Below are 24,111 nucleotides of genomic sequence, written 5' to 3' on the forward strand. Positions count from 1 at the left end.
TCTACGGTCGATGCGGGTGTCATTGCAACGGGGGGTCGTCGTGGTGGGTGCGGGTGCAGTGCTGGGTATCGCGCTGGTGGCGTTGGGGCTGGTGCTCACGCCCGGCCCGAACATGGTCTATCTGGTCTCCCGCTCGGTGGCGCAGGGCCGCCGCGCCGGGATGGTCTCGCTGCTCGGGGTGGCCGCCGGATTCGGCGTCTACCTGGCCGCGGCGGTCGCCGGGCTGGCCGCCGTCTTCGTCCTGGTGCCGGCGCTGTACGCGGTGGTGAAGCTGGCCGGGGCCGGCTACCTGCTCTGGCTGGCCTGGCGGACGCTGCGCCCGGGTGGGCACTCCCCGTTCACGCCCGCGCCGCTGCCGCCGGACCGGGCCCGACGGCTGTTCACCATGGGCCTGGTCACCAACCTGCTCAACCCGAAGATCGCCATCCTCTACGTCTCGCTGCTGCCGCAGTTCGTCGATCCCGCGCGGGGGCACGTGGCGGCGCAGAGCCTGCTGCTGGGCCTGACCCAGATCGCCGTCGCGCTGAGCGTGAACGCGCTGATCGTGCTCAGCGCCGGCGCGTTGGCCGGATTCTTCGCCCGCCGGCCAGCCTGGCTGCGGGTGCAGCAGTGGGTGACCGGCACGGCCCTCGCGGCGCTGGCCGTCCGGATCGCCACCGACCGCTCCCGCGCGGCGATCGCCACGCCCTGAGCCGGGCGCTCAGTCGCCCAGGTCGCGGTGCCGGCGGACCATCCCGGCGGCCAGCGGCGCGGCGTCCAGGTCGCCGGCGGCGAGCCGGGCGGTGAGGGTACGACGCACCAGCCGGTCGGCCAGCGCGGGCGCGTGCCGGCCGACGGCCATCTCCAGGCGCCCGCGCGTGGTGGTCGCCACGTCCCGGGGTGCCCGTCGGGCGGTGGCGGCGCGCAGGATCGCCGCGACGACTCCCTCGACGGGCTCCGGCCGGGACACCCCCCGCAGGGACAGGCCGGCCTCGGCGGTGCTGTCGTGGATCGGTGAGGCCACCATGCTCGGGTAGACGACGCTCACCCCGACGTGGGTGCCCACCTCGTGGCGCAGCGCGTCGGCGTACGCGACCAGGGCCCGTTTGCTGACCCCGTACGCGGCGGCGAGCGGCAGCGGCAGCACCGCCATCCTGCTTGACACGAAGATCACCCGCCCGCGCGCGGCGAGCAGTGCGGGCAGCGTAGCGGCGGTGGTCCGCCAGGCGGCGAGCAGGTTGACCTCGATCTGTCGGCGGACCACCTCGTCGGGCGGCAACTCGGCCGGGGCGGGGCCACCGACTCCGGCGTTGTTGATCAGCAGGTCGAGGCCGCCGAGCCGGTCGACGGCGGCCCGCACCGCCGGCGGCACGGCGGCCGGGTCGGTCAGATCGCAGCCGAGCACGGGCAGGTCGTCGTCGGTGCGCGCGTGCAGGTCGAGCCCGACCACCCGGGCGCCGGCGGCGGTCAGGGCGGCGCCGAGGTGACGGCCGAACGTGCCGCTCGCCCCGGTCACCAGCACCCGGCGGCCGGTCAGCCCGCTCACCGCCCGGCCCCTCACTGCCCCGCTCCGACGGGCGTGGTGGCGCGGGCGCGGCGGGCGCCGGCGGTCAGCTCCCGGGTCAGCTCGGCCAGGTAGGCGTCGAAGTCGACCCGCATCGCCGGGCGGCGCTGGCCCCAGCGGGCGGTCGCGGCCCGCAGCTCGGCCCGGCAGACGGCCCGCTGCCGGTCGGGGCCCGGCAGCAGGTACCGGCCGGCGAGCTGCGCCGCGATCAGCCTGGCCTGCGCCTCCACCAGCGGGAACGCCGAGCCGGTGGACTGCATCAGCCCGACGAAGGTCAGGCCGGGCGCGTCGGGGTGGAACACGTGCCGGTACAGCGCCAGGGTGTCGGCGCCCCCGCTGAGCAGCGCCGGGTCGAGGAACGGGATCTCCACCCGGTACCCGGTGCACCAAATGATCAGATCGACGCTGTCGGCGCGACCGTCGGTGAACTCGACCCGGTCGCCGGCGAGGGCGGCGACGCCGGGCCGGGCCTCGATGTCGCCGTGGGTCAGCCGGGACAGCAACCCGTCGGAGAGCGTCGGGTGGTCCTGTAGGAAGCCGTGCGTCGGCGCGGGCAGCCCGTAGCGGGCGGGACCGCCGACGGTGGTGCTGAGCATCGCCTGGCTGATGCGCTGGCGCAGCCGCCACGGGAGCCGGCGGGCCAGCGCCCCGTTGAGGGTGTCCGAGGGGCGGCCCAGCAGGTACTTCGGCACCACCCAGACGCCTCGGCGCAGCGACAGCAGGGTGCGGGTGGCCGCATACGAGGCGTCCACCGCGATGTCCATCGCGGAGTTGCCGCCCCCGACGACCAGGACCCGCTTGTCCGCCAGTTGTTCCGGGCCCCGGTAGTCGTGGCTGTGCAGCTGCTCAGCGGCGCAGGTGCCGGGGTACGGCGGGTCGGGCAGCCGGGGCGCCCTGTTGTGCCCGTTGGCGACGACCACGGCCTCGACGGTGACCTCGACCGGCCCGTCCGGTCCGCTCGCCCGCACCGTCCAGGTGCCGGCGGAATCCCGGGTGACCTGCTCGACGGTGTGCCGCAGGCGGATGACATCCCGCAGGCCGAAGCGGTCGGCGTAACCGCCGAGGTAGCCGGCGATCCGTCGGTGATCGGGGTAGTCGGGCCAGTCGGCGGGCATCGGGTGGTCGGCGAACTGGGTGCGGCCGCGGCTGGTGTTCAGGTGCAGCGTGCGGTACGCGGGCGAGTCGGGCGCCCCGTACACCCAGAGGCCGCCGACCTCGTCGGTGGCCTCGAAGCAGACCGTCGGCACGCCGGCGTCGAGCAGTGCCTTGACCGCGGCGAGCCCGGCCGCGCCGGCGCCGATCACCGCCGCCCTGGGTCGTACGACCATCGCTGCCCCCACTTAATCCAACGTCTGATGGATAATCGTCGTGAGCGGCCGGCCCGTCAAGGGCCCGACGGTCCGTACAGCCCGTCCAGGAAGCGGTGCACGAAGACGCGGAACTCGCGCCGCTCCCGGGCGCCGGGCGCACCCGCGGCCAGCGCCACCACGTGCCCGTGCGCGGCCCAGACCAGGCTCCGCACGGTGATGTGCGGGGTCGGTTCGACCAGCGCGCCGGCCGCCGCCGCGGCGGTGAGCAGCTCCGCCACCAACCGGTACAGCGGCTCGGCGTAGCGCTGGTCGAGCTCGGCGTGCCGCTGCGGTTCCAGCCAGCGACGCAGCCACAGCGCTGTGGTCTCCGGTCGGTCCTCGAGGAAGTCGACGAAGACGTCGACCAGGTCGTGCAGGGCTCGCCGCGCCGCGTCCGGCCCCGCGTCGAGAGCCGAGCGGGCCTGCGCGGCGGCCTCGGTCAGCACGTCCCGCTCGGCGGCGAAGACCCGGGCGAAGCAGGCGTCGTAGAGCGCGGTCTTCGTACCCGTGTGGTGGGCGACCGTGGCGACGTCGACCCCGGCGGCGGCGGCGACCTCCCGCAGCCCGACGGCGTCGAAGCCGCGCTCGGCGAAGAGCGCGGTGGCCGCGGTGAGCACCACCTCGCGGGTCGGCCGGCTCTCGTCGCGGCGGGGCCGACCCGGACGGCGTCGGGGCATGGTCATGACCGCCATTCTGCCCCTAGAATCCAGCAACCGTTGGATTGCGGAGAGGATGCGGCGATGACCGGGCTCGACCGGCGGCCCGCTGCCGCCACGGAAACCATGCTGCCCCGGGGCCCGCTGGCCGGCTTCGCCGCCGGCTCGCTCGGCATGGGCGTCTGGGTGACAGTGCCCGGCCTGCTGCTGCTCTACTTCCTCACCGACGTGCTGGCCGTCGGGCCGTGGCTGGCCGGCCTCGCGCTGCTGCTGCCGAAGGTCGCCGACGTGCTGCTGCACCCGTGGGTCGGGCACCGCGCCGACGTCGAGCAGACCCGCCGGGGCGATCGTCGGCGGCTGCTGCTGCTCGGCTGCGCCCTGCCGCTCGCGTTCGCCGCGCTCTTCGCGGTGCCCGGCGGGTTGACGGGCACACCGGCCGCCGCGTGGGTGGCGGTGTTCTTCGTCGCCGGCAACCTGCTCTTCGCCGCCTACCAGGTCCCCTACCTGGCCACCCCGGCCGACCTGCGGATCGGCTACCACGAACGCACCCGCCTGATGGCGTTCCGGATGGTCGTGCTGACCCTGGGCATCCTCGTCTCCGGGCTGCTGGCCCCGCTGCTCACCGGCGGCGACGCCGCGACCCGCGCCGGCTACCAGCGGATGGGCGTGGTCCTGGCCGTGGGGATGCTGGTCGCCATGCTCGTCGGTGTCGCCGGCATCGCCCGGCTGCGCGGCTCGGCGGCGACGGCCGGTGCCACGGGGCACGGCGGGTGGCGGGCGTTACGCACCGCGCTGCGCGATGCGCAGTTCCGCTGGCTGGTCGCCGCCTACCTGGCCATGTCCACCACCACCCACCTGGTGCTGGCCGGGGCGCCCTACTACGCCGAGTACGAGCTGCGCGCGCCCGGCCTGACCACGGTGCTGGTGGCCGCGTTCGTCGCGCCGGCGCTGCTGGTCACCCCGGCCTGGCTGGCGCTGGCCCGACGCATCGGCAAGCAGCGGGCGCTGCTCGGCGCGCAGGGCGCGTTCGCGGTCGGCTCGCTCGTGCTGGCGGTCGGCCGACCGGCCGGCCTGCCGGTGCTGATCGGCGCGGTGGCGGTGCTCGGGGTGGCGTTCGCCGGCATGCAGCTGCTGCCGTTCTCGATGCTGCCCGACGTGATCCGCGCGGCCGGCACGACCGGCGCGGGCACCTACACCGGGGTGTGGACGGCCACCGAGGCCACCGGAGCGGCCCTCGGCCCGTACGCGTACGCCCTGTGCCTGACCGTCGGCGGGTTCGTGGCCTCGACGGCCGGTCACACGCCGGTCCAGCCGGACGCGGCGCTCGCGGCGGTCCGCTACGGCTTCGGGCTGCTGCCCGCCGTGGCGATGCTCGCGGCGCTGCTGCTGCAACGCCGCTACACCCTGGACGCGACCGCCCGCGCGGCCAGCTGACGGCGCGGCGACGGCGCCCGGCGTCCGGCACTAGACTTCGCGCTCGATGGACGCCCAGCCCACCTCCGCCGAGATCCGTCCGTGTGCCCACTGTGGACGGCCGGTGCCGCAACGTGTCGGCGTGGGTCGGCCGTTCCGCTACTGCCGGGACAACGACGGCGCCTGCCAGCGCGCCTCGCGCAACAGCCGGATGCGCCACCGCAACGCCCCCGGCCTGCCGGGCCAGGTGGCCCGCACGTGGGAGGCGGTGGACCGGCTCGACCAGATCGTCGAGACGTTGACCGAGGCGCTGCACGCCGAGCTGTCCCCGGTGGGTGTGCAGCGGCAGCTCGCCCAGGCCCGCGCCGAGGCCGCCACCGAGATCGCTGCCGCGCAGACCGAACGCGACGAGGCCCGCGGTGACGCCGAGGACGCTGCGGCCGACGCGGCGCGCGCCCGCGAGCGGGCCCGCGAGGCGACGGCCGACGCCGAGGAGGCCCGCCAGCGCGCCGAGCGGGCCGCGCAGCAGGCCGCCGCGGCCGACGAGCGCGCCCAGCGCGCCGAGACTGCCCGCGACCAGGCCCGGCACGACGCCAGCGCCGCCGAGGCCCTGCGGGCCCAGGCCGAGCGGGACCGCGACCAGGCACGCCACGAACTACGCGACCTGCGCGCCGAGCGCGACACCGAGCGGCAGCGGGTGGCCGACCTGATCGTCGAGCGCGACGCGGTGCGCGCGGACGCCGAACGGGCCACCCGGGCCGCCGCCGAGGCGACCGAGCGGGCCGAGCGATGGCAGGCCGAGGTGCAGGACGTACGGCGCCAGATCGACCAGGCCCGCGCCGACGCCGCCCGCACCCGCACCGAAGCCGCCGACGCGGCCCGCGCCCGGGAGCAGGCCGACCGGGCCCGCGACAGCGCGCAGGCCGCCGCGCGCGAGGCCGACAACGCCCGGCAGGAGGCCGCCGAGCTGGCCGCGCGGCTACGCGCGGAGCTGACCGCCACCGCCGCCCAGCGCGACACGCTCGCCGCCGAGCTGGCCGCCGCCCGGCAGGCCGCGGCCACCGCCGAGGGCAGGCTCGCCGCCCTGACGGTACGGCTGGAGGCCGCCGAGACCGACAGTGACCTGGCCCAGCGGCGGGTGGCGCAGCTCGGCGACCAGGTCAGCGATCTGGCCCTGGCGTTGGCCCGGCTCGGCACACCCACGCCCGACGACGCCACCCGCTGACGCGGCGGTCAGTGGATGCCGGCCATCAGGGCGCGGATGTGCCGGGCGAACATCACCGCGGCCAGGCCGAACGCCACAGACGCCAGGCCGAAGGTGAGGAAGTAGGTCGACTCGGACCAGGCGTCGGCGAGTCGCGCCACCTGCCCGCCGATCGCGTCGCCGACGGCGGTGGCGAGGAACCACAGCCCCAGCATCTGGCTGGCGTACTTCACCGGGGCCAGCTTGGTGGTGGCGGACAGGCCGACCGGGCTCAGCGACAGCTCACCGGCGACCTGGATGGCGAAGACCGCCACCAACCACCACGGGGACACCAGGTCGCCACCGACGGCGGCCTGCGCGGCGGCGGCCATCAGCACGAACGACAGGCCGTTGAGCACCAGGCCGACGGCGAACTTCACAGGCGTGGACACCCGGTTGCCCACCCGCAGCCAGAGCAGCGCGAACAGCGGTGCGCCGATGATGATCAGGATCGGGTTGACGGACTGGAGCCAGGACGCCGGGAAGGTGAAGCCGGCCACGTCCCGGTCGGTGCGCTCGGCGGCGAAGAGGTTCAGCACCGACCCGGCCTGGTCGTAGATCAGCCAGAACGCGGCGGCGAACACGAACAGCCACAGGTACGCCTTCATCCGGCTGCGTTCGGTCGCGCTGAGTTCCCGGTCGGTCATGATCCGGGTGAAGTAGCCGATGGTGACCAGCACGGTGACCGCGGTGAGCGCGTTCACGACAGTGTTGACGGTGAACAGCCCGGCCAGCGCGAGGCCGGCGACGAGCACGAGGAGCACCGCGACCAGCACGCCGGCGCGGGTGAGTGCCCGGCGGCGGTCGGCGCCGAGCAGTGGGTCGGCGGGGCGATCCCCGGCGTCGCCGAGGTTGCGCCGGCCCAGGACGTACTGGATCACACCGAAGGTCATCCCGACGGCGGCGACGGCGAACCCCAGATGCCAGTTGATCTTTTCGCCGAGGAAGCCGGTGATCAGCGGGGCGATGAAGGCGCCCAGGTTGATCCCCATGTAGAAGATCGAGAAACCGGCGTCGCGGCGGGGCGAGTCCCGGTCGTACAAGGCGCCGACCATGGTGGAGATGTTGGGTTTGAGCAGGCCGGTGCCCAGGACGATGAGGGTCATCCCGGCGAAGACGCTCCACCGCGTGGGCACCGCCATCACGTAGTGCCCGACGGCGATCACCACCCCGCCCCACAGCACGCTGCGCCGGGCCCCGATCAGGCGGTCCGCCACCCACCCGCCGGGCAACGCCATCAGGTACACCATGGCGTTGTACGTGCCGTAGACGGCGTTGGCGCTGGACTCGCTCAGGCCCAGCCCGTCGTCGGCGGCCTCGGCCGTGAGGTACAGCACGAGGATCGCCCGCATGCCGTAGAAGCTGAACCGCTCCCACATCTCGGTGAGGAAGAGGGTGGCCAGTGCCCGGGGATGACCGAAGAACGTCCGCCCGGTGCTGGCGGAACGCTCGACCGGGACGTCATGGGCCATCGCAACCTCCGCTGCACTCGGGCGGTTAACATCCCCGGTGGCGGTCGAAACACTCCACCGTTCCGAACCGGCCGGGGATCACCTGGCCGGGTGACAGTCCCGGCCGGCTACCCTTGGTCCCGGCCCACCCGTGGACGCCTCACGCCCTCGGGCGGGAATGGCTCGACGGGAACGCACAGTTACACCCAGAAGACCAGCACCACGAACGAGGGGAAGTCGATCATGGGCGAGCGTATGCTGCGCGGAAGCCGCCTGGGCGCGGTCAGCTATGAATCCGACCGCAACACGGAGCTCGCGCCGCGCCAGACCCGCGAGTACCTCTGCGCCAAGGGCCACCAGTTCGAGGTGCCGTTCGCCGTCGACGCCGAGGTCCCGACGACCTGGGAGTGCAAGTTCGACGGCAGCGTCGCTCGACTCGTCGACGGCAGCGAGCCGGAGCAGAAGAAGGCCAAGCCGCCGCGTACCCACTGGGACATGCTGCTGGAGCGGCGCTCGATCGCCGAGCTCGAGGACATCCTCGCCGAAAGGCTCCAGGAGGTTCGGACCCGCCGCGGCCGCGCCTGAGCCGCAACCCGCACGACACGGCGCCCCCGGGATCTTCCCGGGGGCGCCGTCGTGTCGTGCGGGGTCAGTTGCGGCCAGGCTCGATGATCTCGCCCTCGATGGCCCGGCCGCCGTCGACCACCACCGGCTGCTCCGTCTGCGGACGCGGCGTCGGTTGCGGCGCACCCTGACGCACGCGCACCGTACGCGGCCCGAACAGGTCACCGGCGACCATCGACGACACCCGCCGCTCGGTGGTGCGTTGCACCCCGGAGCGGGCCAGTCGCCGCACCGGCGGCACGAGCAGCAGCAGCCCCACCAGCCCGCTGACCAGACCGGGCACCGCCAGCAGCAGCGCGCCGCCCAACCCGACGAGGCCGTCGGTCACCTGCCGTCCCGGGGGCTGCCCGGCCGCGGCGGCGGAGCGGAAGCCACGCCAGGCGCGCATCCCCTCGCGGCGCAGCAGCGCCAGCCCGAGCAGCGAGGCCGCGAACACCAGCAGCACCGCCGCACCGAATCCGAGTGCCCGCCCCACCAGGACGAACACCGCAAGCTCCAGTACCACCGCCAGCAGCAGGGCCAGCGGTACGAACCTCAGTCCTCGGCGCATCTCACCTCATCGCCATCCCGCGACACCGGAAAACGTGTCCCGCCCATCCAGCATGACACGGCCACGCTCACGGCCACCGCACCTGACCGGTGGGAGTGCCGTGCAGGCCCCGGCGTACCGCCTGCCGGCGGTCCTGCACGCCCCAGGTGGTGATCCGCCACAGCGCCTCGGCGACGATCCGAGGGCTCATCTTGCTGTCCCCGCGTTCGCGTTCGGCGAAGGTGATGGGCACCTCCACGATCCGCACCCCGGCCTGGTGCGCGAGCCGGGACAGCTCCACCTGGAACGAGTAGCCCTGTGAGCACACCGACGCCAGGTCGATGGCGTCCAGCGCGCTGAGCCGGTACACCCGGTAGCCGCCGGTGGCGTCGGAGACCGGCATGCCCAGCGCGAGGCGCGCGTACAGGTTGCCGAAGCGCGACAGCAGCAGCCGCCGCAGCGGCCAGTTCACCACCCGCGCGCCGTTGGTCCACCGCGACCCGATCACCACGTCCGCGTCGCGGGCGGCCCGCAGCAGCGCCGGCAGGTCCTCCGGGGCGTGCGAGCCGTCGGCGTCCATCTCGACCACGGCCTGGTAGCAGCGCTCACGCGCCCAGTCGAACCCGGCCAGGTACGCCGCCCCGAGGCCCTGCTTGCCCTCGCGGTGCATGACCTGCACGTGCGCGTCGGAGTCGGCGAGGGCGTCGGCGAGGGCGCCGGTGCCGTCGGGGCTGTTGTCGTCGGCGATCAGGATCTGCACCGCCGGGGCGGCCCGGCGGACCCGGGCCACGATCGCGGCGATGTTGTCGGCCTCGTTGTAGGTGGGGATCACCACCAGCACCCGGCCCACGCCGGGTACCTCGTCGGGACGTCGGATGGTGTCGGTCGCCTGGATCACTGTGCCTCCGCTCCCGCCGGCGTACCGGCTGTTGCTATCCGGGCAGGATCCGTTGCCGTCGGCGCAGCACCGCCGCGCCGACCAGGGCGGCCGCGGCCAGCCCGGCGAGTGCCAGCTCCGGCCACCAGCCGAGCCGGGTGGCGAGGGTGCGCCCGTCGTCGAGCCGCATCTCCCGCACCACGACCTCCCGGGTGTTGAACCCGGTGGCGTCGCTTACCCGCCCGTCGGGGGCGACGAACCCGGACACCCCGACCGTGGAGGCCATCAACGCCGCACGGCCGTGCTCGACGGCCCGCAGGCGCACCATGGCGAGCTGCTGGCGGGCCTCGGCCACGTCGAAGGTGGCGTTGTTGGTCTGCACCACCAGCAGTTGCGCGCCACCGGTGACGGTGTCGCGGACCACCTCGTCGTAGGCGACCTCGAAGCAGATCACGTCCCCGAGCACCGCCGGGCCGGCGCGTACCACGCCCGGGGTGCTGCCGGGTACGAAGTCGTTGCGGATCAGGTCGACCTGCTTGCTCACCATCCGGGCGACGTCGCGCAGCGGCACGTACTCGGCGAACGGCACCGGGTGCCGCTTGGTGTAGAGCTGACTCAAATCGGCGCCGGTGTCGGGCCGCCACAGGATGCCCGCGTTGCGGACCTCGCCGGGGCCGGGGCCGAGCAGCACCGCGCCGACCAGGATGGGCGCGCGGACCGTGTCGGCGGCCTGGGCGATGCGGGCCCCGGCGGCGGGGTTGCGCAGCGGGTCGATGTCGCTGGAGTTCTCCGGCCACACCACCAGGTCAGGTTGGCGCTGCGTGCCGGCGGCGACCCGCGCGGCCAGCTCCAGGGTGGCGTCGACATGGTTGTTCAGCACCGCCTGCCGCTGGGCGTTGAAGTCCAGCCCCAGGCGCGGCACGTTGCCCTGCACGATCGCCACGGTCACCGGGGCGCCCGACCCGGCGGACGCGACCGGCACCAGCAGACCCGCCGCGCCCAGCGCCACTGCGGCGACGGCCGGTACGACCACCGGCTGCCAGCGCCGCGTGGCCGTGCCGCCCGCGGGTGTCTCCCGGCCGGCGGTGAAGCCCCGCCACGCGGCGGTGACCAGCAGCCCACCGATGAGGGCCACAGCGAAGGTGACAAGTGGCGCGCCGCCCAGCGCGGCCAGGCGCAGCAGCGGCGAGGAGTCCTGGCTGAACGCGAGGCGCCCCCACGGGAACCCCCCGAACGGGGTGCGGTCGCGCAGCGCCTCCTGCCCGACCCAGAGCAGCCCGGTCAGCGCCGGCCACGCCCACCGGCTCCGGTCGGCCAGCGGCGACACCCAGGCGGTGGCGGCGCCGAGCAGCGCCAGGTAGCCGGCCTGCAACAGCGACAGCAGCACCCACGGCAGGTAGCCGGTGTGCAGGTTCGTCCAGGCCAGCAGCGGCGCGAACAGGGCCACCCCGGTGAGGAAGCCCAGGCCGGCGCCGGCGCGCAACCGGCGCCGGTGCGCCGCGGCGGCCAGCAACGCCACCCCGACGGGCGCGAGCGGCCACACCCCGTACGGCGGGAACGCGACCAGCAGGGCCAGCCCGGCGGCCACGGCCATCGGCACGGCGGCCCGCAGCGGCAGCGGGCGGCCGACGACGACCGGCTGGGGCGGCGCCGCCGGGGCGCGCGGGTTGTCCCGGTCCAGTGTCGTCACCGCGGTTCCTCGATCACGGGGCGAAGGCTACCTGGCCGGCGGGCGTGTCGGCCGCATCGGGCCGCCGGGGACGGACCACCCGGCGGACATGAAATCGGGGCGCGGCTCGCGCCGCGCCCCGATGCTCCCAGGCCCTCCCCGGCCGGTGCGGCGGGGACGAGGCACGCCGACCTTCGGACCGACCGGACGCGGACTGGCTGCCCCCGCCGGGCCGTTGTCTACTGGCCGTGCACCTCACCCTGCCCGTACACCGGTAACCGCGACCGGTTCGCGCCGCCCCGCCGACCCCCGCCCGCTGGACCTGGCCGCCGCGACGATGACGCTGAAAACTGTCGCTCGGCCAGCGGACGAAGGGACGAAGCGAACAACAGCCGCTTCCCGTGGTAGGACTCAAAGACGGTACGTGTTGCACCCCGCTCCCTGTCAACCCACCCCGGCCTGTCGTGTGTTGCACCACGGCGTGTCGGGTCGGCGTGTCTCAATGCGTGGTCAGGTGGTGGCGCAGCAGTGCCCCCGCGGCCGCCCGGTGCTCCTCGGCGAGCAGCCCACCGGCGGCCAGCACGTAGTCGGTGTCCACCACCGCCCGGGCGGCGCGCGGCAGCGCCCACCCCCCGGCGTGGTCGCCGAGCACCGCCGCCAGCACCTGCCCCGCCGCGTCGGCCGGCGCGTGCCGCAGCACCCCGCCGGAGCCCACCATCAGCCGCACGTCGCGCAGGTCCCGGCCGGCGCGTTCGCCGGTGGAGGCGCCGCGGGCGTGCCGGCGCAGCGCCACCGTCGCGGCGAGGGTGGCGATCCGGGCGTCCACGGCCCGCTCGGTGTCGTCGGCGGCCAGGAACGCCGGGTCGGCGGCGCGCAGCGCGGCGGCGGCTGCCAGGTCGTCCTGTTCGCCGGGGTCCAGGAGCCGTTCGTCGGCGGCGGCGCGCACCACCCCGGGGGCGCTCCACCGCATGCCCAGGTCCCCCTCCACGGTGCGGGCCCGCCACAGGCTGCCGGCGACCTCCGCGCCCGGCCCGGTGGCCCGCTCATCGGGGGTGAGCACCGAGTACACGTCGGTGGTGGCCCCGCCCACGTCGACCACGGCGAGGTCCCCGCCGATGGTGTCGGCGAGCACCTCCACGCCGGTGAGGACCGCGTCGGGGGTGGCCGCGCGCACCAGTCGGGCGAACCGGGTGCCCCGCGACAGCCGCTTGCCGCCGATGACGTGGCGCAGGAACACCGCGCGGATCGCCGCCCGCGCCGACGCGGGGGCGAGCACCCCGATGCGGGGCAGCACGTTCTGCGCCGCCGTCACGGGCACCCCGGCGGACTCCAGCAGCCCGGTCAGCTCCGCGCGTACGTCGCCGTTGCCGGCGAGCACCACCGGCACCCGCCAGCGGGCCCGGGCCAGCCGGGTCGCGTTGTGGGTGATCGTGTCGGCGTCACCGCCGTCGGTGCCGCCGACCAGCAGCACCACGTCCGGGCGGGCGGCCCGCAGCGCCGTCAGGTCCGCCGCGCCGAGCCGCCCGGCCGCCACGTGCACCACGTGCGCGCCGGCGGACAACCCGACCCGCCGGCCCGCCTGGGCGGTGACCAGCGGCTCGTAGCCGATCACGGCCAGCCGCAGCCCACCGCCGGCGGACGAGCAGACGTACCAGGGCAGGTCGCGCACGGCGAGCCCGGCGGTGGCCGCCGCGACCGCGGCGTCCAGGCCGTGCAGCACGTCGCTGCCCACCGTGGTGGGCGCCGCCGCCGCGCCCACCAGCACTCCGGCGCTCAGGTCCACCACTGCCGCCTTGGTGTACGTGGAGCCGACGTCCGCGCAGACCGCCAGGGTCACGACGCGGCGGGAACGACCACGGTGCCGGTCGCGGTGACGGCCACGATCGGCGGGTCGAGGACCTCGGCGGCGGACTCGGAGCGGTCCGGTCGGCCCCGGCACACCACGGCGCAGCTCAGCTCCAGGGTGCGGCTGCGGGTGCCCACCCGCGACACCTGCGCGGTGACCTCGACGATGTCACCGGCGCGGATGGGCGCGGTGAACCGCACGTCCGAATATCCCGCGAACAGGCCCTCGTCACCGTCGGTGCGGATGCACACCTCCGTGGCGACGTCCCCGAACAGCGCGAGGGCGTACGCGCCGTCGACGAGGTTGCCGGCGTAGTGGGCGTGCGAGTACGGCACGTACCGCCGGTGCGTCACAGTCAAACCGAGCCTCGCGTCGGTCATGCCATCGCCTTCCGCTGGGTGATCAGGGCGTGCACGAGGTAGCTGGCCACCTCGCCGGGGGTGGTGCCCCGACCGAAGATCCGGTCCACGCCCAACTCGTCGGTCATCGTCTCGTCGAACCGGGGGCCGCCGACGATCAGCAGCGGCCGCCGCCCGGCGGGCATCGCCTCGCGGAACGCCGCGGACATCTCCCGGGTGTTGTGCAGGTGCGCGTCGCGTTGGGTGACGACCTGCGACACGAGCACCGCGTCGGCCTTCTCCGCCCGGGCGGCCTCCACCAGCTCCGGCACGCTGACCTGCGCGCCCAGGTTGGTGACCTTCAGCTCCCGGTAGTACTCCAGGCCCTTCTCCCCCGCGATGCCCTTGACGTTGAGGATCGCGTCGATGCCCACGGTGTGCGCGTCGGTGCCGATGCACGCGCCGACCACTGACAGCTTGCGCCGCAGCCGCTGCTTGATCACCGTGTTGACCTCCTTGGCGGACAGCAGCGCGAAGTCCCGCTCCACCACCTGCACGGCGTTGAGGTCGACCAGGTGGTTCACCCGCCCGTAGACGACGAAGAAGGTGAACCCGTCGCCCATCGGCTTGGCGTGCACCACCATCGCCGGGTCGATGCCCATCCGGTTGGCCAGCTGCACCGCCGCGCCCTCGGCCCGCTTGTCGTGCGACACCGGCAGGGTGAACGACACCTGCACCATCCCGTCGCCGGTGGTGTCCCCGTACGGCCGCACGATCGTCCCGCTCACGCTGCCGCCTCCAGGATGTCGGTGGCCGGGTTGCAGTAGTCGGCCTCGTGCGCGGCGACCCCGGCGAGGCCCTTGCCGCGGTCCGCCGGCCGCTTCATGATCCCGAATGTGCCCTCGGCGATAGCGGTCAGCAGCGTCTGCTCCCCGATGCGCTCCAGCAGGTCCAACGCCTCACCGAGGACCTGGTTGGCGCGCCGCCGGATGAACCCGCCCGGCGCCGGCACGAAGTCCTCGTGCAGCCCGCCGGCCGCGCCCAGCACGTACCGCACGTTCTGCAGGGCGATGTCCCGGTCGGACAGCCACGGCGTCACCACGGCCTCGGTCATCATCCCCACCAGCAGGATGCCCTGGCCGGTCAGCGCGCCCGCCAGGTTGAAGAACCCGTCGAGCAGGTTGCCCCGGAACACGTCGCCGGTCATGTGCTTGGTCGGCGGCATCCACTTCAGCGGGGCGTCCGGGAACAGCTCCCGGGCCAGCAGCGCGTGCGCCAGCTCCAACCGGAACGACTCCGGCACCTCCGGGTTGATCTCGAACGCGTGGCCCAGCCCCAACTGCCAGTCCGCAAGCCCCGCCTCGTGCGCGAAGAACTCGTTGAGCAGCTGCGACACGGTCACCGTGTGCGCCTCGTCGACGGCGTCGGCGGTGGTCAGGTAGTTGTCCTCACCGGTGTTGATGATGATGCCGGCGCGGGCGTGGACCTGCCGGGAGAACCGCTGGTCGACGAAGGTGCGGATCGGGTTGATGTCGCGGAACAGGATCCCGTACATCGAGTCGTTCAGCATCATGTCGAGGCGTTCCAACCCGGCGAGGGTCGCCATCTCCGGCATGCACAGCCCGGACGCGTAGTTGGTCAACCGCACGTAGCGGCCCAGCTCCTTCGACGACTCGTCCAGCGCCGCCCGCATCAGCCGGAAGTTCTCCTGCGTGGCGTACGTGCCGGCGAAACCCTCCCGGGTCGCGCCTTCGGGCACATAGTCCAGCAGCGACTGCCCGGTGGAGCGGATCACCGCGATGACGTCCGCGCCCGCGCGGGCCGCGGCCTGCGCCTGCGGGATGTCCTCGTAGATGTCCCCGGTCGCCACGATCAGGTAGATCCACGGCCGCTGCGCCGGGTCCCCGTGCCGCTTGACCAGGCGGTCGCGCTCGGCGCGCCGCCGGTCGATACGCCGGATACCCGCGCCGACCGCCCTGCGCGCCGCCGACCGGGCGGCCGTGGCGGCCCGCCCGGTGGGCACGGTGAAGCGCACCGAACCCGCGGCGGCCTTCTGCGCCAGCAGCGTCACGTCGGCGACGCCCTCGCGCGCGAGGGCGTCGAACACCGGCACGGCCACCCCGTGACCCAGCCCCACGTCGGCGACGACGGCGTCGACGAGCCGGTTCACCCACGGAATGCCGTCCGGGTCGGCGCCGGTCACCCCGGCCAGGCGCAGTACCGCCCGTTCCACCGACACCGTGGTGTGGCTGCGCGCCAGGTCCACCACCGGTTGCCCGGCCCGACGCGCCAACTCCCGCGCCCTGGCCACCAACACCGGATCAAGATCAAGCTTCCCGGTCATGACGACCCTTCCTGATAGATGACCTCACCGCGCAGCACAAGGCTCCGGCACACCGGCAGCGGCGTCGGGTCGTCCGGACCCCGCAGTTCCGGGTCCTCGGCCAGCAGCACCGGCAGGCCCCGTTGTACGCCGGCCGGCGTCGACCACACCGCGAACGTGGCCGGCGCGCCGAGCGCGAGGACCCCCTCGACGTCCAGGTGCACCGCCCGCCACCCGCCGCGGGTGTGCGCGGCGAACGCCGCCCGCACGCTCATCCGCTGCGCCGGGTTGTGGTGCGCCGCGGCCGCCCGCACCGACCCCCACGGGTCCAGCGGCGTCACCGGCGAATCGGACCCGAACGCCAGCGCCACGCCCACGCCGTGCATCGCGCCCATCGGGTTGGACTCCAACGACCGGTCCAGGCCCAGCCGCGACTCGTACATCCGGCCCGCGCCACCCCACAGCCGGTCGAACGCCGGCTGCATGCTCGCCACGACCCCGTACTCCACGAAACCGGCGATCAGCCGCTTGTTCATGACCTCCGCGTGCTCGATGCGGTGCCGGGCGGCGCGCAGCCGCTCCACGCCCACCGTCCGCGCCGCCGCCGCGAAGCCCTCCAGCACAGTGCCGATCGCCGCGTCACCGATCGCGTGGAACCCGCCCTGCATGCCGTGCGCCGCGCAGTCCAGCAGGTGGTCGCGCACCTGCTCGACCGACAGGTACCCGTGCCCGCAGCCGTCGCCGTCGCCGTCGCCGTACGGCTGCGACACGTGCGCCGTGCGCGAACCCAGCGCCCCGTCGGCGAACAGGTCACCGCCGGCGCCCACCGCGCCCAACTCCCGGGCCCGCGCCGCGCCGCCCAGCTCACCCCAGTACCCGTACACCTCCGGCAGCCCCGCGCCGGAGATGCCCAGCAGGCCGGTGAAGTCCTCCTCGTCGGAGATGTCCGGCCCGCCGCACTCGTGCACCGCGGCGATGCCCAGCGACGCCGCGTGCGTGAGCGCCACCCGCTGCGCGGCGACCCGCTGCGCCCGACTCACCGATCCCTGCGCCGCCGCCCGCACCACGTGATGCGCGTCACGACGCAACCACCCCGACGCGTCGTACCCGGCCGCGTCCGCCGCCTGCGGGCACGCCGCCAGCAGCGCCGTGGACACCAGCGCCGAGTGGATGGACGCCTGCGACAGGTAGACCCGCCGGCCGCCGGCCGCCCGGTGCAGCGCCGCCGCGTCCGGCAGCGTCGGGTCCGCCCAGCCGGACTCGTCCCAGCCGTGCCCCAGCACCACCGCGTCCGCCGGCTGGCCGGCCGCGAACGCGGCCACCGCGTCCAGCAGCTGCGCCGCCGAGCGCACCCCGGACAACTCCAGCCCGGACAGCGTCAACCCGGTGTCCGTGGCGTGCACGTGTGCGTCGACGAACGCCGGCGTCACCAGCGCCCCGTCGAGGTCCACCACCCGGTCGGCGGGAGGCGCGTCACTGTCGGTCCCCAGCCAGGCGATCCGCCCACCGGAGACCAGCAGCGCTGTCGCGCTGGGGTCGGCGGGACAGTGCAGCACGCCGCCGCGGTACAAGGTCGAGGGGTTCGTCATGACCTCAGTCTGCCGCGATCCGCGCCGCGAACAGCCGACGGACCCCCGGCTCGGCGCGCAGCAGCCCCAACGCCAGCTCCGCGTGCCCCGGCACGTACCCGTTGCCCACAAGCATCGTCACGTCCGCGGCCAGCCCCTCGGCGCCCAGCGCCGCGGCGGAGAAGCTCGTCGCCATCGAGAAGAAGATCACCGTGCCGCCGTCGGCGGTGGCCAGCACCGCCCCGTGCTCGCAGCCCGGCACGTCCACGCAGACCACTGTGACGTCCGCCGGGCTGCCCAGCGCGGTGGTCACCGCGGTGGACAGCGCCACCGGGTCCCGGGCGTCGGCCATCGCCACCACCGAGGCCAGGCCGGCGGCCGTCAGCGCGTCGCGCTCCGCCGCCACCGGCACCACCCCGACGGTACGCGCGGCGCCCGCCCGCCGCGCCGCGGCCAGCGACAGCGACCCGCTCTTGCCCGCGCCGCCGATCACCGCGACACGCACCGGCGTCGGGTCACCCGCACGGTGCCGGTCCTCGACGTAGCGCGACACCACCCGCGCGGTCAGCGCGGGCGCCCCGCACACGTCCAGCACCGCCAGGGACAGCTGCGGGTCCTCGTCGTCCGGCAGCACCGCGGCGATGGAGCGGGCGAACAGGATCGCCCACCCGTCGCAGGGCACCTGCTCGCTGCGCCCGTCCCAGCGGGCCAGCCCGTCGGTCACCACCAGCGGGGTCAGGGTCAGCGACACCAGGGTGGCGACCCGTTCGCCCGGCTTGAGGCCCAGCGGGGAGCGCCGGCCGGCCTCCTCGACCGTGCCGATCAGCATCCCGCCGGAACCGGTCACCGGGTTCTGCATCTTCCCCCGGGCGGAGATGATCTCCAGGACCTCGGCGCGGACCGCGTCGCCGTCCCCGCCGTGCTTCTCCGACAACTGCCGGAAGCTCGCGGCGTCCAGGTTCAGCCGCTGCACCCGGATCCGCACCTCGTTCGGCCCGATCGCGGCGGACGCGTCAAGCCGCCAGGCCGCCTGCGGCAGCACCCCCGCCGGTTCCACGACGCGGTGCAGTCCCACCGGTGACGTCACGCCGACCTCCCCCTGTCCAGCCGCCCGAAGCCCCGGTCGGGGGATCGCGTAACGGGAAAACTTACGGCAGACTAATTTCTTCACCGGATATTTTCCAGTAGCCTTCGGGTTTCGTTGATCAGCCGCAGCACCGAGGAGGGGCCGTGACCCAGACCCAACCGGTTGAGACCATCCCTCAACCCCGTCACGCCCCGGTCGCCGTACCGACCGCCGGGCAGCCGTACGAATACCGCCGCCAGCCCCTGGTCGAGCCCGACTGGACCCGCTTCCCCGGGTGGCGCCACGTCACCCGGGACCAGTGGGAGTCCGCCCAGTGGCAGCGCGTCAACTGCGTCAAGAACATCAAGCAGCTGCGCGCCGTCTTCGGCGACCTCATCGACGAGAGCTTCTACGCCGACCTCCAGGCCGACCAGCAGGCACTCGCCACCATGTCCATGCTCGTGCCACCGCAGATGATCAACACGATGGTGCCGTTCGCGCCCCTCACCACCGAGGCGCTGCTCGCCGACCCCATCCGCCGCTACATGATCCCGGTCGCCTCCGACCGACGCACCGACTGGCCGTCGCACCCGTACGCCAGCCGCGACTCGCTGCACGAGCACGACATGTGGGTCGCCGAGGGGCTCACCCACCGCTACCCCACAAAGGTCCTCGCCGAGCTGCTCTCCACCTGCCCCCAGTACTGCGGGCACTGCACCCGGATGGACCTCGTCGGCAACAGCACCCCCGCCGTCGACAAGCTCAAACTCACCCTCAAGCCCGTCGAGCGCTACGACGCCCACATCAGCTACCTCAAGGCCCACCCCGGCGTCCGCGACGTCGTCGTGTCCGGTGGCGACGTGGCCAACGTGCCGTGGCGCAACCTCGAGTCGTACCTGATGCGCCTGCTGGACCTGGAGACGGTCCGCGACATCCGGCTCGCCACCAAGGCCCTCATGGGCCTGCCCCAGCACTGGCTGCAGCCCGACGTCGTCGAGGGCCTGGAACGCGTCGCCCGCACCGCCGCCCGCCGCGGCGTGAACCTCGCCATCCACACCCACGTCAACCACGCCCAGTCGCTCACCCCGCTCGTCGCCCGCGCCGCCCAGACCGCCCTCGACGTCGGCGTCCGCGACGTACGCAACCAGGGCGTGCTCATGCGCGGGGTGAACGCCACCGCCCCCGACCTGCTCGACCTCTGCTTCGCCCTGCAGGGCGAAGCGGGCATCCTGCCGTACTACTTCTACATGTGCGACATGATCCCCAACGCCGAACACTGGCGGGTGCCGGTCTGGCACGCCCAGCAGCTCCAGCACGACATCATGGGCTACCTGCCCGGCTACGCCACCCCGCGGATCGTCTGCGACGTCCCCTTCGTCGGCAAGCGCTGGGTGCACATGCTCACCGACTACGACCGCGAGCGCGGCATCTCCTACTGGACCAAGAACTACCGCACCTCCATCGAGTCCGCCGACCTGGAGGCGCTGAACAAGCGCTACGCCTACTACGACCCGATCGACACCCTGCCGGACAGCGGGCAGCAGTGGTGGACCGAACACCGCGACGACTGACCCACCACCCACGACACCCCCGGGGATCCCCTTCCCCGGGGGTGTCGCCCTTTCCGCCGGGGCGTGCACCGCCGCATCGCTGATGGTCGGCCCCGCCGAACCGCCCGGGCGGGCCGTACAGGGCACAGTCTGATCTACAGCTCCCGAAGATCCCTTGACGGCCCGATCAGGGAAGCCGGCTCACCTTCGCCGCGTACATGGAACAATTTCGCAAAGGGTGCCAATCGGACCGAGTGCTGGACGGTCTCGACGACAACGACCTTCGGCGCACGGCACCTTTGCCTGCCTGAGTCCGGTCATGAGCGGATTCGTCCGCCGGTGATCACGCGGCTCAGGACTCTATGTAGAAGGGAGCAGCAGTGATGAGACGTACCCGACTCTGGGCGGTCGCGATGGCGGCCAGCGCAGCAGTGACGGCAAGCGCCATCGGCACCGCCGCCATGGGCGACGGCCGGGACGACTCGGGCGACAAGCGGGAGTCGCACGACTCCCGCGACTCGCGGGACTGGAGCGACTCGCGGGACAGAAAGGAGGTGAACGTCCGGGCCAAGCTCAGCGGCTTCGAGGAAGACCCGAAGACGATCTCGACGCCCGGCTCCGGCCGGTTCGAAGCCACGATCAACGAACGGGACAAAACGATCGAGTTCGAGCTGAGCTACGAGGACCTGAAGGACGTCCAGCAGGCGCACATCCACTTCGGGGGGAAGCACCAGAGCGGCGGCATCGCTGTCTTCCTGTGCTCCAACCTGAAGGACGCGAAGGGTGGCCCGTCGCACGACGTCCAGTCCTGCCCCGAAGCCCCAGCCACCATCAAGGGGACCATCAAGCCCGATGACGTCGTCGGCCCCGCCGACCAGGGCATCGAGCCGGGCGAGTTCGACGAACTCGTCGACGCGATCGAGGCCGGCGTCACCTACGTGAACGTGCACACCAAGAAGTACCCGAACGGCGAGATCCGCGGCCAGATCAAGAGCGACGACGAGAAGGACCAGAACCGGGACGACGAGAACCGGGACTCGTGGTGGAGCGACAACGAGGACCAGGACTCGTGGTGGAGCGACGACAAGGACCAGGACTCGTGGTGGAGCGACCACGAGGACCGGGACCAGGACAAGCGCCACGACGACAAGGGCCACGAGAACCAGAACAACGGCCACGACAACGAGGACGATCGGTCCAACGACGAGAAGTGACCTGTCGCCTCGCGACGGTGCGAACGCCCAACCCCTGACGGGTTGGGCGTTCCGCCATGCGTCGACCCATCCGCTCGGCCCGGACGTGCGGGCCGGTCAGGTGGCGGCCAGCACCTCGGACAGCATCGCCGGGACCAGGCCCCGCTCTCGGAGCCCGGCCAGGATGTACGGCAGCGCCTCGTCGGTCATCGCGGCGTTCGCCTCGGTCACATGCATGATCACGACCGACCCGGGGCGTACGTTGTCCAGCACCGCCCGCACGATCGGCTGCCAGGCGGTGGCGAAGGGATCACCGCTGACCACGTCCCCGTCGACCACCGTCACACCGAGCGGCGCGAGCGCGGCCAGCGCCGCCGCGTCATGGCAGAGCCCCGGGAAACGGAAGTACCGGGTCTGCCGCCCCCCGTACGGCTCGATCGCCCGGAAGGTCCTCGCCACGTCGTCGGTCATCGCGTTCGCCCGCACCCGGGGCAGGTCATAACAGTCGCCGGTGAACGCCGCGTGCCCGTACGTGTGGTTGGCCAACTCGAAGCGCGGATTGTCGGCGAGCCGCCGGGTGAGTTCCGGATACCGCTCGACCCATTTTCCGGTCAGGAAGAAGGTGGCCGGCACCTGCTCCCGCTCCAACAGGTCGACGATGCGCAGGTTGGCGTAGGACTTCACCCGACCGGCGCGCAGGTTCTGCAGCATCCCGTCGGTCATGTCCGCGTCGAACGTCAACGCCACCCGGTTCCCGGTACGCGGCCCGTGATCCACCACCGGCGGCCGGGTCCCCACCCGCGTCGTCCCGGGAACGCTGGCCGCCGGCACGCTCGGCATCGAAGTGGCGGGACCCGACGGCTCCGTGGCACCGGTGGGACCGGCTGGCGCGGCCGGTCCGGCTGTCGCGGCGACCGCCGGCGACACGCGCGGCGCCGGCGTCGAGGAGAGCGCGACGGCGGACGCGGCGACGCCTATCGCGGCCGCCGCGACCAGCACACCGAGCAGCGAACGCGGCCGTGGTCGGATCACGCCGGTGATCATTCCAGACGCGAGGACGGCTCACTGTCCCCTGCCGAGTGGCCGGGACCGGCGGTCCGGCGAGCATCGAGGCTGTCAGCCTGGGTTGACACCGCCGGGGTTGTCAACCCAAACTGACACCCTCCGTGTCAACCCAAGCTGACACGACGAGCAGAGAGGACACCCCCATGACCAGCGGCGTCGTCATCGTCGGCGCCGGCCCCGCCGGCCTGCTCCTGGCCGCCGAACTGCAACTCGCCGGCGTACCCACCACCGTGCTCGACCAGCGCGCCGAACCAGACACCACACCCCGCGCCAACGGCCTCGTCGGACGCATCATCCAGGCCCTGCACCTGCGCGGCCTGCACGAACCACTCGCCGGCCAGCCCGACACACCCCGACCCACACCGTGGTACCAGTTCGGCGGTCTCCCCCTCGACCTGACCACCCTGCCCGACAACCCGCTCTACACCCTGCCCGTGCCACAGCACCGCATCGAACAGGTCCTGCACGACAGGGCCAGCGCACTCGGCGCCGACATCCGCCGCGACCACCGACTGACCGCACTCCACCAGACCCACGACCGGGTCACCCTGCACGTACACACCCCCACCGGCGAACACCAACTGACCACCCGCTGGCTGATCGGCGCCGACGGCGCCCACAGCACCGTCCGCCGCGAAACCGGCATCCCCTTCCCCGGCCACACCGACCACCGCTTCGTCTCCCACATCGGCCACGCCCACCTGCCCGCCGACCGCCTCAACCCCGACGGCACCCTCACCCTCCCCGACGGCGGACGCGCCCACCCCTTCACCCACCACCGACTCCCCGACGGAGTGCTCACCTTCGCCCGGCTACCCGGCGCCGCCACCGACGCCCACCTGATCGCCACCATGGAGTGGACCAGCCACCACAACGACCACCACAACCCACCCACCCAGGACGACCTGCAACACGCCGTCGACCGGGTCCTCGGCGGACACCTCCCGCTGCGCCCACCCGGCACCCCGACCCCGCCGACCCGCCGCCTCACCGGCGTCAACCTCCGCCAGGCCACCACCTACCGCCACGGACGCGTCCTGCTCCTCGGCGACGCCGCCCACGTCTACCCGGCCGTCGGCGGCCCCGGACTCAACCTCGGCCTCAACGACGCGCTCAACCTCGGCTGGAAACTCGCCGCCCAGGTACACGACACCGCCGCACCCGACCTGCTCGACAGCTACCAGGCCGAACGGGCACCCGTCGCCCGGCGCGTCGCCCTGCAGACCCGCGCCCAACTCGCCCTGCTCGCCCCCGGCGACGACGTCACCGCACTCCGCGACCTGCTCACCGACCTGCTCGACAGCGACCGCACCCGCCGCGACGTGGCGGCCCTGCTCGCCGGCGCCGACCACCCGTACGACATGGGCAGCACACACCCCCACCCGCTCACCGGCGCCTGGCTGCCCGACCTGCTCCCCCGCCTCACCGACGGCGCGGACGCCGTCCGCGACGCCCTGCGGCGTGCCCGCGGCGTCCTGATCGACCTGACCAGCGGCGGCGTACCCCTGCCGCCCGCATGGCAGGACCGGCTCGACGTCGTGCCCGCCCGCGGCCACCTCGACGCGCGGGCCCTCCTCGTCCGCCCCGACGGCTACCTGGCCTGGGCCGGCGCCACGACCGGCGACCTCACCGAGGCGCTGCGCCGATGGTTCGGCCCCGAGGAGGCGGCGGCGATCACCCCGTGACCACGTCCCCGTCGACCACCGTCACGCCGTTTCAACGCGGCCCGCTCTCATGAAACTGGCGAGTCCTTGCACGATCCTGCTGCTGACCAGCGGTCGCCGCGGGTCTCGTGCTGCACTCGGGGC

Annotated in this window: 21 protein-coding genes; 7 read left to right on the forward strand and 14 right to left on the reverse strand. The window is 73.7% G+C overall.

The genetic code is table 11. The features are described 5' to 3' along the window. Nucleotides 1–40: 40 nt before the first annotated feature. A complete protein-coding gene (locus GA0070607_RS28745) occupies nt 41–691 on the forward strand; it encodes a LysE family translocator (protein ID WP_089020987.1) in 651 nt (216 codons plus the stop codon). A gap of 9 nt (nt 692–700) precedes the next feature. Here the strand turns inward: GA0070607_RS28745 and GA0070607_RS28750 are convergent, their stop codons facing one another. Genes GA0070607_RS28750 through GA0070607_RS28760 form a run of 3 tightly spaced genes read right to left on the reverse strand, consistent with a single transcriptional unit; the run spans nt 701 to nt 3,575 of the window. Next, a complete protein-coding gene (locus GA0070607_RS28750) occupies nt 701–1,525 on the reverse strand; it encodes an SDR family NAD(P)-dependent oxidoreductase (RefSeq protein ID WP_172899123.1) in 825 nt (274 codons plus the stop codon). Between the two features lie 11 nt (nt 1,526–1,536). Then, nucleotides 1,537–2,871, reverse strand: a complete 1,335-nt coding sequence (locus tag GA0070607_RS28755; protein ID WP_089020989.1) for a flavin-containing monooxygenase — start codon at nt 2,869–2,871, stop codon at nt 1,537–1,539. Between the two features lie 56 nt (nt 2,872–2,927). Next, entirely contained in the window at nt 2,928–3,575 is a 648-nt protein-coding gene (locus GA0070607_RS28760) for a TetR/AcrR family transcriptional regulator (RefSeq protein WP_231930461.1), read from the reverse strand. Between the two features lie 57 nt (nt 3,576–3,632). Here GA0070607_RS28760 and GA0070607_RS28765 point away from each other — a divergent pair, with 57 nt between their 5' ends. Continuing rightward, on the forward strand, nt 3,633–4,982 hold the full coding sequence (locus GA0070607_RS28765) for an MFS transporter (RefSeq protein WP_089020990.1): 1,350 nt from the start codon (nt 3,633–3,635) through the stop codon (nt 4,980–4,982). A 46-nt stretch (nt 4,983–5,028) separates the two neighbouring features. Then, nucleotides 5,029–6,186 (forward strand): coiled-coil domain-containing protein, encoded by a 1,158-nt coding sequence (locus tag GA0070607_RS28770; RefSeq protein ID WP_089020991.1) that lies wholly within the window; start codon nt 5,029–5,031, stop codon nt 6,184–6,186. An 8-nt stretch (nt 6,187–6,194) separates the two neighbouring features. Here GA0070607_RS28770 and GA0070607_RS28775 read toward each other — a convergent pair whose 3' ends face one another. Then, on the reverse strand, nt 6,195–7,676 hold the full coding sequence (locus tag GA0070607_RS28775) for a peptide MFS transporter (protein ID WP_089020992.1): 1,482 nt from the start codon (nt 7,674–7,676) through the stop codon (nt 6,195–6,197). A 222-nt stretch (nt 7,677–7,898) separates the two neighbouring features. Here GA0070607_RS28775 and GA0070607_RS28780 point away from each other — a divergent pair, with 222 nt between their 5' ends. Further along, nucleotides 7,899–8,240: an RNA polymerase-binding protein RbpA gene (locus tag GA0070607_RS28780; protein WP_046564157.1), complete on the forward strand. Its 342-nt coding sequence runs from the start codon at nt 7,899–7,901 to the stop codon at nt 8,238–8,240. 64 nt (nt 8,241–8,304) lie between these two features. Here GA0070607_RS28780 and GA0070607_RS28785 read toward each other — a convergent pair whose 3' ends face one another. The 9 genes from GA0070607_RS28785 to kdd form a co-directional block, all read right to left on the reverse strand. Next, nucleotides 8,305–8,829 carry an FxsA family protein gene (locus GA0070607_RS28785; protein WP_089020993.1) on the reverse strand — a complete coding sequence of 175 codons (525 nt, stop codon included), beginning with the start codon at nt 8,827–8,829 and terminating at the stop codon, nt 8,305–8,307. A 67-nt stretch (nt 8,830–8,896) separates the two neighbouring features. Next, nucleotides 8,897–9,706 carry a polyprenol monophosphomannose synthase gene (locus GA0070607_RS28790; RefSeq protein WP_089020994.1) on the reverse strand — a complete coding sequence of 270 codons (810 nt, stop codon included), beginning with the start codon at nt 9,704–9,706 and terminating at the stop codon, nt 8,897–8,899. A gap of 34 nt (nt 9,707–9,740) precedes the next feature. After that, entirely contained in the window at nt 9,741–11,375 is a 1,635-nt protein-coding gene (gene lnt, locus GA0070607_RS28795) for an apolipoprotein N-acyltransferase (protein ID WP_408630852.1), read from the reverse strand. Nucleotides 11,376–11,853: 478 nt separating this feature from the next. Next, entirely contained in the window at nt 11,854–13,191 is a 1,338-nt protein-coding gene (locus tag GA0070607_RS28800; protein ID WP_089020995.1) for a glutamate mutase L, read from the reverse strand. Next, nucleotides 13,188–13,580 carry a 3-aminobutyryl-CoA ammonia lyase gene (gene kal, locus GA0070607_RS28805; protein ID WP_089020996.1) on the reverse strand — a complete coding sequence of 131 codons (393 nt, stop codon included), beginning with the start codon at nt 13,578–13,580 and terminating at the stop codon, nt 13,188–13,190. The genes GA0070607_RS28800 and kal overlap by 4 nt, the downstream gene beginning before the upstream one ends. Beyond that, entirely contained in the window at nt 13,577–14,326 is a 750-nt protein-coding gene (gene kamE, locus GA0070607_RS28810) for a lysine 5,6-aminomutase subunit beta (protein WP_089020997.1), read from the reverse strand. The genes kal and kamE overlap by 4 nt, the downstream gene beginning before the upstream one ends. Continuing rightward, nucleotides 14,323–15,882, reverse strand: a complete 1,560-nt coding sequence (gene kamD, locus GA0070607_RS28815) for a lysine 5,6-aminomutase subunit alpha (protein WP_089020998.1) — start codon at nt 15,880–15,882, stop codon at nt 14,323–14,325. The genes kamE and kamD overlap by 4 nt, the downstream gene beginning before the upstream one ends. Beyond that, nucleotides 15,879–17,450 (reverse strand): amidohydrolase, encoded by a 1,572-nt coding sequence (locus tag GA0070607_RS28820; protein WP_089020999.1) that lies wholly within the window; start codon nt 17,448–17,450, stop codon nt 15,879–15,881. Before GA0070607_RS28820 ends, kamD begins: the two co-directional genes overlap by 4 nt. 4 nt (nt 17,451–17,454) lie before the next feature. Continuing rightward, nucleotides 17,455–18,516, reverse strand: a complete 1,062-nt coding sequence (kdd, locus tag GA0070607_RS28825) for an L-erythro-3,5-diaminohexanoate dehydrogenase (protein ID WP_089021000.1) — start codon at nt 18,514–18,516, stop codon at nt 17,455–17,457. Between the two features lie 143 nt (nt 18,517–18,659). Here kdd and GA0070607_RS28830 point away from each other — a divergent pair, with 143 nt between their 5' ends. Both GA0070607_RS28830 and GA0070607_RS28835 read left to right on the forward strand, forming a co-directional pair. Beyond that, nucleotides 18,660–20,066, forward strand: a complete 1,407-nt coding sequence (locus tag GA0070607_RS28830; protein ID WP_089021001.1) for a KamA family radical SAM protein — start codon at nt 18,660–18,662, stop codon at nt 20,064–20,066. 362 nt (nt 20,067–20,428) lie between these two features. Further along, complete coding sequence (locus GA0070607_RS28835) at nt 20,429–21,259, forward strand: CHRD domain-containing protein (protein ID WP_089021002.1); 831 nt, start codon at nt 20,429–20,431, stop codon at nt 21,257–21,259. A gap of 96 nt (nt 21,260–21,355) precedes the next feature. Here GA0070607_RS28835 and GA0070607_RS28840 read toward each other — a convergent pair whose 3' ends face one another. Continuing rightward, on the reverse strand, nt 21,356–22,270 hold the full coding sequence (locus tag GA0070607_RS28840; protein ID WP_231930463.1) for a polysaccharide deacetylase family protein: 915 nt from the start codon (nt 22,268–22,270) through the stop codon (nt 21,356–21,358). 176 nt (nt 22,271–22,446) lie between these two features. Between GA0070607_RS28840 and GA0070607_RS28845 the strand changes: the two genes are divergently transcribed. After that, entirely contained in the window at nt 22,447–23,988 is a 1,542-nt protein-coding gene (locus tag GA0070607_RS28845; RefSeq protein WP_089021003.1) for an FAD-dependent monooxygenase, read from the forward strand. The last annotated feature ends 123 nt before the right edge of the window (nt 23,989–24,111 follow it).

The sequence above is a fragment of the Micromonospora coriariae genome (assembly GCF_900091455.1).
GTDB lineage: Bacteria > Actinomycetota > Actinomycetes > Mycobacteriales > Micromonosporaceae > Micromonospora > Micromonospora coriariae.